Annotated in this window: 8 protein-coding genes; all 8 read left to right on the top strand. The window is 34.4% G+C overall.

Annotation, left to right across the window (positions count from 1 at the left end; genetic code table 11):
* The first annotated feature begins 1 nt into the window (after position 1).
* The gene (locus tag AC2H4K_RS04755) at positions 2 to 802 is read left to right on the top strand and encodes a carboxylesterase family protein (protein WP_281138641.1); all 801 of its coding nucleotides are present in this window, start codon (positions 2 to 4) and stop codon (positions 800 to 802) included.
* A 2-nt stretch (positions 803 to 804) separates the two neighbouring features.
* A complete protein-coding gene (bglX, locus tag AC2H4K_RS04750; RefSeq protein WP_493742929.1) occupies positions 805 to 3,159 on the top strand; it encodes a beta-glucosidase BglX in 2,355 nt (784 codons plus the stop codon).
* A gap of 47 nt (positions 3,160 to 3,206) precedes the next feature.
* Positions 3,207 to 5,117, top strand: a complete 1,911-nt coding sequence (locus tag AC2H4K_RS04745; RefSeq protein ID WP_281138639.1) for a family 43 glycosylhydrolase — start codon at positions 3,207 to 3,209, stop codon at positions 5,115 to 5,117.
* Positions 5,118 to 5,177: 60 nt separating this feature from the next.
* On the top strand, positions 5,178 to 7,748 hold the full coding sequence (locus AC2H4K_RS04740) for a glycoside hydrolase family 2 TIM barrel-domain containing protein (RefSeq protein ID WP_281138638.1): 2,571 nt from the start codon (positions 5,178 to 5,180) through the stop codon (positions 7,746 to 7,748).
* Entirely contained in the window at positions 7,749 to 8,636 is an 888-nt protein-coding gene (locus AC2H4K_RS04735; RefSeq protein WP_281138637.1) for an alpha/beta hydrolase, read from the top strand.
* Positions 8,636 to 10,330: a sulfatase family protein gene (locus AC2H4K_RS04730; protein ID WP_281138636.1), complete on the top strand. Its 1,695-nt coding sequence runs from the start codon at positions 8,636 to 8,638 to the stop codon at positions 10,328 to 10,330. The genes AC2H4K_RS04735 and AC2H4K_RS04730 overlap by 1 nt, the downstream gene beginning before the upstream one ends.
* Positions 10,331 to 10,332: 2 nt before the next feature.
* Positions 10,333 to 12,180, top strand: a complete 1,848-nt coding sequence (locus tag AC2H4K_RS04725) for a family 43 glycosylhydrolase (protein WP_493742928.1) — start codon at positions 10,333 to 10,335, stop codon at positions 12,178 to 12,180.
* 209 nt (positions 12,181 to 12,389) lie between these two features.
* Positions 12,390 to 12,803, top strand: a complete 414-nt coding sequence (locus tag AC2H4K_RS04720) for an HYC_CC_PP family protein (protein ID WP_281138634.1) — start codon at positions 12,390 to 12,392, stop codon at positions 12,801 to 12,803.
* Positions 12,804 to 12,813: the final 10 nt, after the last annotated feature.

Here is a 12,813-nt window from a genome sequence, read left to right as displayed (position 1 = left end):
TATGCGACAATTTTTCATTCTTATACTGCTTTGTAGTCTTGTCTTTAGTTCTTGTGCAACTAAAAAAGCTCAAATATTACCTAAAGAAACGTTTTCGTATGAAGCTCATATTGTAGGTAGTGATACACTGCAATACAGAATGTTGTTGCCTGAAAATTTTTCAACAGATAAAGAATATCCTGTTTTATTGTTTTTACATGGAGCAGGTGAAAGAGGAAGTGACAATGAAAAACAGCTAGTGCATGGTAGTAGTTTGTTTTTAAATACCAAAACAAGAGACTCATTTCCAGCAATAATAATAGCACCTCAATGTCCGAAAAAGGATTATTGGGCAAAAGTAGATGTGGATAGATCTACAAATCCTATTGGCTTGAACTTTAATTACGAAACTGGTCCAACAACAGCGATGAGTTTAGTTATGGATTTGATGGATAAAACCCTATCAAAACCTTATGTCAAAAAAGATCAGGTTTATGTTATGGGCTTGTCCATGGGTGGTATGGGTACTTTTGAAATCATTCATAGAAAACCAGAAATGTTTGCCGCAGCAATTCCTATTTGCGGAGGTGGAAATCCAAATTCGGTAGATAGCTATGCGAAAACTTTACCGCTTTGGGTTTTTCATGGTGCAAAGGATAATGTGGTAGATCCACAACGTTCTATTGATATGGTTTCAGCATTTTTAAATGCTGGAGGTTATCCAAAATTTACATTATACGATTTTGCTAATCATAACAGTTGGGATCCAACATTCGCAGAACCAGAATTATTAAAATGGCTTTTCTCTAAATCAAAAAAATAAAAATGACAAAACTTAGACTAACTAAAAACATAAAATCCTTAGCAGTTACACTTGGTGTTATTACCATTTTTTCTTGTAATACCAATACAGAAAGTAAATCTGTTTCAGGTTCTAAAAGTGAAAACCCTTATCAAGAAAAAGTCGATTCAATTATTGACTTAATGACTTTAGATGAAAAATTAGGTCAGTTAAATCTTCCTGCAACAGGTCCAATTACAACTGGCGCTTCTAAAAGTACAGACGTTGTTAAGAAAATTGAAGACGGTTTAATTGGAGGACTTTTCAATATAAAAGATCACAAAAACATATACGAAGTTCAAAAAATAGCAGTAGAAAAAAGCCGATTAGGTATTCCTTTAATTTTCGGTATGGATGTGATTCATGGTTTTAAAACTACGTTTCCTATTCCGCTAGGCTTATCTTCTTCTTGGGATATGGAAATGATTGAAAAAACCGCTCAAGTTGCAGCTACCGAAGCTAGTGCCAACGGTATTAACTGGACGTTCTCACCTATGGTAGACGTATCTCGTGATCCGCGTTGGGGAAGAATTTCTGAAGGTAACGGTGAAGATCCTTATTTAGGAAGTCAAATCGCTCGCGCAATGGTTAACGGCTATCAACAAAACGATTTAGCTGCAAATAACACCATAATGTCTTGTGTTAAGCACTTTGCATTATACGGTGCACCAGAAGCTGGTAGAGATTATAATACCGTAGATATGAGCCGTATAAGAATGTATAACGAATATTTACCACCTTATAAAGCTGCTGTAGAAGAAGGCGTAGGTTCTGTAATGGCGTCTTTTAACGAAATTGATGGTATTCCTGCAACAGGAAACAAATGGTTATTAACCGATTTATTACGTGACGATTGGGGATTTGATGGCTTTGTAGTTTCAGATTATACTGGTATTTACGAAATGAGAGCTCACGGTATGGGAGATGGTGTTGACGTTACATCTCTAGCTTTAAAAGCTGGTTTAGATATGGATATGGCAGGTGATGCACCTAGTATTGACGCTGCTTTTATAAAAAACCTAAAAACAGCTTTAGACGAAGGTAAAATTAGCATAACAGATATTGATACAGCTGTAAAACGAATTTTAACAGCTAAATATCAATTAGGTCTTTTTGATGATCCTTACAAATATTGTGATGATAACAGAGCCAATACTGAAGTTGCTACTAAAGAAAATAAAGATTTTGCACGTAAAGTTGCTGCAGAATCTATGGTTTTATTAAAAAATGAAAACCAAACATTACCTATAAAAAAATCTAGCACCATTGCTTTAGTTGGACCATTAGCCAATACCGCTGTAAATATGGCTGGTACGTGGAGTGTATCTACAGATCAAGAAAAATCAAATACGGTTTTAGATGGTTTAAAAACAGTTGTTGGAGATAAAGGCACTGTGTTATATGCAAAAGGAAGTAATGTAGATTATGACCTTGAATTAGAAAAAAGAGGAACCATGTTTGGTAAAGATATACCACGTGATGGAAGATCTGACCAAGAATTGTTAGACGAAGCTTTATCTATTGCTAACAAATCTGATGTTATTGTTGCTGCTATTGGTGAAGCTGCAGAATATAGCGGAGAAAGTAGTAGTAGAACCAACTTAGAAATACCACAAGTACAAAAAGATTTATTAAATGCTTTACTAAAAACAGGAAAACCTGTTGTTTTAGTATTATTTACAGGAAGACCGTTAGTTTTAGTTGAAGAAAATAATAATGTTCCTGCAATACTAAACGTATGGTTTCCTGGTAGTGAAGCAGGTTTAGCCATCTCAGATGTATTATTTGGAGATGTAAACCCTTCAGGAAAATTAACCTCAACATTTCCTATGAATGTTGGTCAAGTTCCTATTTTTTACAATCACAAAAATACAGGTCGTCCATTAGGTAATGATCAAGGTAATTTTGAGAAATTTAAAAGCAACTATTTAGATGTTCGTAATGAGCCTTTATACCCATTTGGCTATGGATTAAGCTACACAACGTTTGATTATTCAAATCTAAAATTAGATAAAAAATCAATTAATTTGGACGGTGAGATCTCGGTTTCTGTAGATGTAACTAATTCTGGTAATTATGACGGTAAAGAAGTAGTACAGCTTTATATAAGAGATTTAGTTGGTACGGTAACAAGACCAGTTAAAGAACTAAAAGGTTTCCAAAAAGTTGAAATTAAAAAAGGTGAAACCAAAACTGTAACATTCAATATCTCTGTTGAAGATTTAAAATTCTATAACTATGACTTAGATTTTGTTGCCGAACCAGGAACTTTTCAAGTTTTTGTAGGTACAGATTCTAATACTAAAATGATATCAGAGTTTGAACTAACTGAAAAGTAGGATTAATAATGATCTATGAACTTAAGCAAGCTGATATATTTAAAATTATGAATAAGGTGAAATTCTTCTTTATTTTTATAATATTAGCGACTTATGTTGATTTGTCAGCACAGTCAAATGGTAAAACTGAGTGGTTCGATCCTGATAAACCAGCAACTACGTATTGTAATCCTATAAATATTGGATACAATTATGTTACCAAAAACCATAATAATATTCCTGTGTCTCGTCGTTCAAGTGCAGATCCTGTAATTATTACCTACAAAAGCGAATATTATTTGTTTGCTACTAACCAAGCAGGTTTTTTCTGGAGTAAAGATATGTCTGACTGGAATTTTGTTTACGGAAGTTTTCAGAGAGATCCAGATGAAAACGACCAATGTGCGCCAGCGGCTTGGGTGGTAAACGATACTTTGTTTTATGCTGGTTCAACTTGGAAAAAAGATCATCCTATTTGGAAAACTGCTCATCCAAAATCTGGAAGATGGACAAGACACGTCAATACAGCAATGTTACCAACTTGGGATCCTGCAATTTTTCAAGATGATGATGGAAAAGTATACATGTACTATGGCTCTAGTGGGAAATTACCTCTTGTAGGAGTAGAAGTAGACTATGATACATGGTTGCCAAAAGGAGATCAAGCCGATTATGAAAAGCTTTATCAAGCAACCGAAGTAGAGGATATTCAAAAGCCATATGGAGAAATCAAAAATGTTGTAGGTCTGGACCCTTCAGAACATGGTTGGGAACGTTTTGGACCAAACAATGATATGGAACCAGCACCTTGGGGAAATTTTATTGAAGGAGCTTGGATGACTAAGCATAATGGTAAATACTATATGCAATATGGTGCGCCAGGAACCGAATTTAAAGGCTATGCAAATGGTGTTCACGTAGGCAACCATCCATTGGGTCCGTTTGAGTATCAAAAGCACAACCCAATGTCATACAAGCCTGGAGGTTTTGTAGTTGGCGCAGGTCATGGTAATACGTTTGCTGATAACTATGGGAATTATTGGAACACAGGAACCTGTAAGATTTCTGTAAAAGACCGTTTTGAACGTAGAATTGATATGTTTCCAGCGGGTTTTGATAAAGATGATATCATGTATTCTATAACTGCTTATGGTGATTTTCCAATTATGCTTCCTACGGAAAGTAGAGATCATACAAAAGGGGCTTCTACGGGTTGGATGTTATTGTCTTACAAAAAACCAGTGACAGTTTCTTCTTTTGAAAAATGCCAAGATGTCGAAACTAATAGAATGGATCATGGTGGTAAAAAGGTATTTGAAAAAATCTGTTATGATGCTTCAAACCTAACGGATGAGAATATTCAAACCTATTGGTCAGCATCGACCAGAGATAAGGGCGAATGGCTTCAAGTAGATTTAGGTAAAAAAATGCAAGTAAATGCATTGCAAATCAATTATGCAGATCATAAAGCAACTCAGTTCAATAAAGCAATGGATATCTATTACCAGTATAAAGTATTTATGTCTGATGATGCTGAGAATTGGACTTTAGTAGTTGATAAATCTAAGAATGATAAGGATGTACCACATGATTATGTAGAACTAACAAAACCAATCCAGGCACGCTACATTAAAATGGTGAATATCCATAATGCCTCAGGATTATTTGCTGTTTCAGACTTTAGGGTTTTTGGAAATGGGCTGTCAGAAAAACCAAAATCGATTACGGGTTTTAAGGTGGATAGAAGTCAGCAAGATTCTAGAAATGCTATGATTTCATGGGAAAAGAAAGCTGATGCAATAGGTTATAATATCTATTATGGAATTGCACCAGATAAACTATACAATAGTATTATGGTTTATGAAAATGATGTTTACGATTTCAGAGGTATGGATAAAAACACCGAATATTATTTTGCAATTGAGGCTTTTAACGAAAGTGGAGTGTCAGAGCGTACAAAAGTAATAAATATAAAATAGCAAATAAACTTTTTAGATTAATAGCTAATTATGCCACATACGACAAACAAAATAACAATTATGTACTTGTTTTTCTATGTGGCTTTCCCCTTTTTGTGTTTTTCTCAATCAAAAACAATTAATTATGGTTGGCAATATTCTGAAAATAAAACCCATTGGCAAACGGTCAATATTCCGCATACTTGGAATGCTAAAGATGCATTTGATGACGAGGCTGGTTACCGTAGAGGATTAGGCTTTTATGAAAAGCAAATCTTTGTGTCTTCAAAAGAAAAAGAACAGATTTTCTACTTAAAATTTAATGCTGTCAATCAAGAAGCTACCGTTTATGTAAACGGAAAAAAAATAACCAATCACAAAGGCGGTTACACTGCCTTTAATGTTGAAATCACTTCATTTCTAAAATTTGATGCGTACAATTTAATTGAAGTTGAAGTCGATAATTCGCACAACGATAATATTCCACCATTAGATGCAGATTTCACCTTTTATGGTGGTATTTATCGTGATGTCGAATTGATAAAAGTCCCAAAGCAGCATTTTAGTTTAAAGGATTTTGCGTCCGATGGTTTTTATGTCAATTACTACAATGTTTCCAACGAAAAAGCAGGTGTTAAGGTCAAGGTCTTAATTGATAATTTTGAAGACAAAACCAATACGTATTTAGAGCTTAAAATTTTTGATGCTGATGGAAACCTAATTCGTGAAGAACATCAAGGTTTAAAGTTGAAGGGTCACGAAACTAAAACAGTTGAGGTCACATTTCCTGAAATTAAAAATCCCAAATTATGGTCGCCAGACAATCCGTGTTTATACAAATTACAGCTAACCTTAAGTGATAAAAATGGGACCGTTTTAGACCAAAAACTATCTAATTTAGGTTTTCGTTGGACAACAGTTGATGCAGAAAAAGGTTTTTTCCTAAACGGAAAACCAATAAAATTAATTGGCGTAAATCGTCATCAAGATTATAAAAACTACGGAAATGCAGTGCCAATCGAGCTGCAAAAAAGAGATATTCATCTCATCAAAAATATGGGTACCAACGTCATTCGTTTTGCACATTATCCGCATGCAAGAGAGTTATATGAACTTTGTGATAAGCTTGGGATTTTAGTTTGGACAGAAATACCAATTGTGAATAAAGTCACAGATTCTGAAACCTTTTTTGAGGTTTCAAATACAATGCAAAACGAACACATAAAACAATATTACAACTATCCAAGTGTAGTGATGTTAGGGTATATGAATGAGATTTTTCTGCGCTTAGCATTCGATAGAAAATCTACTGAAGAGGAAAAGAAAGCATTAAAAACAACAACTTTAAAACTCGCCAAGCAGCTAGAGAATTTAACCAGAAGTCTAGCTCCAAACCATATTACGGTTATGGCTTGTCATCTCAATGAAGTTTATAACGAGACGGGAATAGCAAATTTGCCAATGCTTTTAGGCTGGAACCTGTATTTTGGTTGGTATGATGCACAAATTGAAGATTTAGGAAAGTTTTTAGATGACCAACATCAACGTTATCCAAAGCGCTCATTATTGTTGTCGGAATATGGTCCTGGTGCAGACGTTAGAATTTTCACCAAAACCCCAAAAAAGTTTGATTTCTCTACCAATTATCAAGCAAAACTGCATCAATCCTATTACAAACAAATTACAAATAGGCTGTTTATGACTGGAATGACGGCATGGAATTTTGCAGATTTTGGTTCCGAATTTCGTGGTGATGCCATTCCGCACGTTAACCAAAAAGGATTAGTGCAATACGACAGAACACCAAAGGATATTTATTATTGGTACAAATCGGTTTTAGATGAAGGTGTACCATTTATTTATATCGTAACAGATAATTTAAAAGGATTGACTGTGTTTGAAGAGGAAGCTTTTCCTGTTCAAATCTATTCCAATCAAAATGAAGTCAATGTCAGTTTGAATGGTAACAATTTAGGTGATTTTAAAGTTGATAATGGTGTTGTTTCTATTGATATGCCTTTCACAAATGGTAATAATTCTATTGCAGTTTCAACAGAAAGCATTTCCGAAGAAAAAACAATAAAAGTCAATAGAATTGAAGCTTTTGATTTTAAAAATTTCAAACGTTTCGGTATCAATTTAGGTGCACATTTCAACTTTTATGATGAAGCACAAAACATCATATTTGTACCAGACCAAGAATATAAAAAAGAATGGTTTGGATATAAAAATGGTTCAGCTTTAGGAATGACCAAAGATAAAAATCAAGGTCTGCCACATAATATAAAAAACACTGATGCAGAGCCGTTATTTCAAACCTTGTTAGAAGGTTGTACAGAATATCAACTAGACGTTCCTGAAGGCAATTATAATGTGAAATTATACTTCGTAGAGCCACAAATTAAGTCAACCGAAAATATTTATAACCTTTCAGAACAATCTTCAGAAAGTAATAAAATACAACGCATTTTTGATGTGTACATTAACGATGGATTAATCGAAAAACAATTGAATTTAGCCCAAGCCTATCCCGAAAAGTATGGTGTAACGCTTCAGGCAATTATTCAAACAAAAAAAGGACTAACTTTAAAACTCAACGCTATTGAAGGTTTGCCAGTTATTAGCGGTATTTTAATAGAAAAAATAGACTAAATGAAATTTATAATAAAAGTATTTGTATTCTTTTTTGTGTTATCACTTTCAGCACAAAACAAAGCTACATACACTTATTCCATAAAAGGAAAAGATACCTTAAAATTGGATGTTTATACGCCTGAAAATATTAAAATAACAGATACGTTACCTGTGTTACTTTGGATGCATGGTGGTGGATTTGCAGTCGGCCACAGAGATTATATAGATGATGAAAATTTAGTAAAATACGCTGCAAAAGAGCAAAATTATATTGGGATTTCAATTTCTTACAGATTACTAAGAAAGGGGACAACAACAGGTTTTGGGTGTGATTGTACTAAAGACGAAAAACTTGAAACCTTTAAACAAGCTGCTATCGATTATATGGATGCTGCAAAATATGTGGTTGAACACGCTAATGAGTTTCAAATCGATACTACAAAAATTATAGCAGGCGGCAGTAGTGCTGGTGCTGAGGGTATTCTTAACGCAGTTTTTATGCGTGAGTATTTTGTAGATAATGCTGAAGAGTATAGTAATGTAAAATTTGCTGGTGCTTTTTCGTGTGCTGGTGCTATTGTTGATGCAAGTTATATGTCGCCAGAAAATGCTGTGCCAACTGTTTTATATCACGGCACAAAAGACCAACTGGTACCTTACGGGAATGCGCCACATCATTATTGTGCACCAACAAAAGATGGTTATATAATGCTAGATGGTTCTAAAATTATTGCTGATAAATTAGAGCAATTTGAAACGTCTTTCTATTTCAATATTGTCAAAGAGGCACGTCATGAAATTTCTCGAATACCCTATGAAGAATTAGATATTGTATTCAACTTTTTTGAACGTACAGTCCTTAATGATGAAGTCATTCAAACAAAAATCATAAAAACTAAAGAGTAATGCGATATATTTCTTTCATATTATTAGTGCTTTTGGCATTTCAGTCTTGTAAAGAAAACAGCAAAGAACAAGAAATACCAAAGGAAACCAAGCGACCAAACATCATCTACATTATGGCAGATGACCACGCAGAACAAGCCATTAGCGCGTATGGTCATCCCATTAGTCAATTAGCACCAACACCAAATATTGATAGAATTGCAAAAGAAGGTGCGCTATTCAAAAATAACTTTTGTACTAATTCTATTTGCGGACCAAGTCGTGCTGTTGTTTTAACAGGAAAATTTAGCCACATCAATGGTTTTAAAATGAATGGAAACCGCTTTGACGGAAGCCAACAAACCTTTCCTAAATTACTACAAAAAGCAGGATATAATACAGCAGTTATAGGAAAATGGCATTTACATGGAAATCCTGAAGGCTTTGATTATTGGCACATTTTAAAAGATCAAGGCAATTATTATAATCCTGATTTTATTAGTTTAAATCCGAAAACAAAACAAGCCGATACTACTCAAATTGAAGGTTACGCTACAGATATTATTACCGAAGATGGTTTAGCTTATTTAAATCGTGTTAAAGATTCAGACAAACCATTTATGTTAATGTTACAGCACAAAGCACCACATAGAAATTGGATGCCTGCTTTGCGTCACGTTAATAAATACGATTCTATAAAATTTCCGTTACCAGACACTTATTTTACAGCTCACGAAGGTTCCTTAGGTTCAAAAGACCAATTGCAAACCATTTACAAGGATATGTATGAAGGTCATGATTTAAAAATGACTAAGAAAAAAGGCAGTCCAGAGTTAGCTTGGAATCCTTGGACAACCGATTTTGAGCGTATGACACCAGAACAACGCGCTACTTGGGATAAAGCTTATCAACCAAAAAATGATGCGTTTCACGATGCCAATTTATCAGGAAAAGCATTAGCTGAGTGGAAAGGACAACGCTATCTTCAAGACTATTTAGCAACCATTGCATCGGTAGATGAAGGTGTTGGAAAAGTGCTGAATTATTTAGAAGAAAACGGTTTAGCCGAAAACACCATCGTAATTTACACTACCGATCAAGGTTTTTATTTAGGGGAAAAAGGCTGGTTTGATAAGCGTTATATGTACGAAGAATCTTTAGCAATGCCTTTATTAGTGAAATATCCTAAAGCCATAAAACCAGGAACTGTTATTGAAGATTTAACCCAAAACTTAGACTTCGCTGAAACGTTTTTAGATTACGCAGAAGCTGAAATACCAAACGATATGCAAGGTAAATCGTTGCGTCCGTTGTTAGAAAAAACACATAACCAAAGTGAAGGTTTTAGAGACGCAGTTTACTATCATTACTATGATTACCCAGCGTTTCACATGGTAAAAAAACACTACGGAATTAGAACAAAGCGTTACAAACTCATGCATTTTTATGATGATATTGATACTTGGGAATTATATGATTTAGAAGAAGATCCAAAAGAAATTCATAATCAAATTGACAATCCTAAATATGACGATATTGAAGATAAGCTACGCTTAGAATTAGCAAAACTTCAAGAACAATATAAGGTTACGGATGAAGAATTTAAGCAAGCACCAAAAACACAAGTTGAACGTGCTTACAAACAATTTGAAAAATTAAGAGGTAACACTGGTACATCTTACGACCCAATGACCGACACAGACAAAAAACTTTAATAATGAAAAAAATACTTTTTTTCTTCGCTATAGCATCTGTTTTTTCTTGTAAAGAAGACGTCAAAAATCAAGAAGAAAGCACTTCAATTTCAACAAAAAAAGAAGTCATAGAAAAATATTCAGAAACCTACATCAATCCACTAGATATCGACTACACCTATATGGTTTATAATTCTGCCAGAAACCAATCCTATCGTTCTGGTGCAGATCCTGCGGTAATTGAGTTTAAAGGCGAATATTATATGTTCGTCACGCGTTCGTTTGGGTATTGGCATTCCAAAGATTTGGTCAACTGGAAATTCATTAAACCGCAACAATGGTTTTTTGAAGGAAGCAACGCACCAACAGCATTCAACTACAAAGATTCTTTAGTTTATTTTGCTGGTGATCCTGCTGGTTACGGAAGTATTTTATATACCGACGATCCTAAAAAAGGATTATGGACACCAACCGCTTCCATTTCAAATAACATTCAAGATTCAGAATTATTTATTGACGATGATGGCAAGTCGTATCTCTATTGGGGAAGTTCTAACGTGCATCCTATTCGTGTAAAAATGTTGAATAAAGACGACCGCTTTTTAGAAACTGGCGTTAGAGAAGAATTGATAAATTTAGATGAAGAAAAGCACGGTTGGGAACGTTTTGGCGAAAACAACTTTCATCCAACCTTAAAAGAAGGTTATATGGAAGGTGCATCGATGACCAAACACAACGGAAAATATTATTTACAATATGCAGCGCCAGGTACGCAGTTTAACGTGTATGCAGATGGCGTTTACATTGGCGATTCGCCACTTGGACCTTTCACCTACATGAAAAATAATCCGATGAGTTTTAAACCAGGTGGATTTACCAATGGTGCAGGACACGGTATTACAGTAAAGCAAACCAATGGTCAATACTGGCATTTTGCGACAATGGCGTTGGCATCTAATGCACAATGGGAACGTCGTTTGTGCATGTTTCCTACCTATTTTGACGACGATGGATTAATGTACAGCAACACCTCTTACGGCGATTATCCACGTTTTGGACCAAATCATCCAACAAAAGCTGGACAGCATAACGGTTGGATGCTGCTATCCTATAAAGGAAATGTAACGGTATCGTCATCGCTTCAACAAATCATGAAATTTACCTCTAATGATGATGAAGTTGAAGTAAAAGAAATCCCAACAGAAACGAATGCTGAAGGACAAATAATAGCAAACGTTTTAACTGACGAAAACCCAAAAACATTTTGGGTTGCCGAAGCTAATGACGATAAACAATGGATTACAATCGAATTGTTAAATGAAGGAACCGTAAACGCCATTCAACTAAATTATCACGATCACAACTCTGGAATTTATACACGTGTTGAAGGTTTGAAACATCAATTTACTATAGAAACTTCAGAAGATGGTAAAAACTGGAAAACGGTTGTAGACAGAAGTAAAACTGATATTGACGCGCCAAATGCTTACCTAGTTTTAGACGAACCTGTAAGAGCAAAATACGTTAGATATAACAATGTAAAAGTTCCAGGGAGCAACTTTGCAATGTCAGAAGTTAGAGTTTTCGGATTAGGTTTAGGGGAAGCACCAAACAAAGTCTCTAACTTTAAAATCAACCGCGAAAAAGATCGTAGAGATATTTCATTTTCTTGGGATAAAGTTGATGGCGCACAAGGGTATAACATACGTTGGGGAATAGCACCAGACAAACTGTACCAATCTTGGCAAGTTTACGATACTAATTCTCATTTTATGCGCTGCTTAGATAGAGATACACCGTATTATTTTACCATTGAAGCTTTTAATGAAAACGGAATTTCGGAACTTAGTAAAACACAACATATCGAGTAACGACTAGTAAAAATACTGCAAAAAACCAAAAAGCCGATTCAAACGAATCGGCTTTTTGATGGTGAGATATTTATTGGTTAATGGTTTGGAAGAACTTATATAAGATTTATAAAGAAGTCTAATGAACCTAAATTTTAAATTAATAGTCTTATCTAAACTTCTGTTAATTAAATCAGTATTTGTTAAAATTTCGTAACTTCGCATAACGTATGAAAAAAGTTTTCCATAAAATAGTATCATTAGCTATGGCATTTGTAGTGTTGTTTTCTACAATGTCATTTACGGTTAATATGCATTATTGTGGAGACACTTTAGTGGAAACCGCATTTTTTCATAAAGCAAAAGGTTGTGGTATGGAAATGGAAAAACCTTCAACCAAAAGCTGCTCAATTACAAAAAAAAGTTGTTGTGATGATAAGCAATTATCAGTAGAAGGACAAGACGAGTTACAATTGACCGTTGATAAAATTTCTTTTGAGCAACAAATATTTATCGCTTCCTTTGTTTATACTTATATCAATCTTTTTGAAAATATTGATAAAAATGTTTCTTCTTTTGAAGCATACAAACCGCCACTCGTCGTCAGGCAAATCTTCAAGATTGACGAGACTTATTTAATTTGATTTTTAAACT

Source organism: Winogradskyella sp. 266wxhm, assembly GCF_058964685.1.
This window is presented reverse-complemented; position numbering and strand designations above follow the sequence as displayed.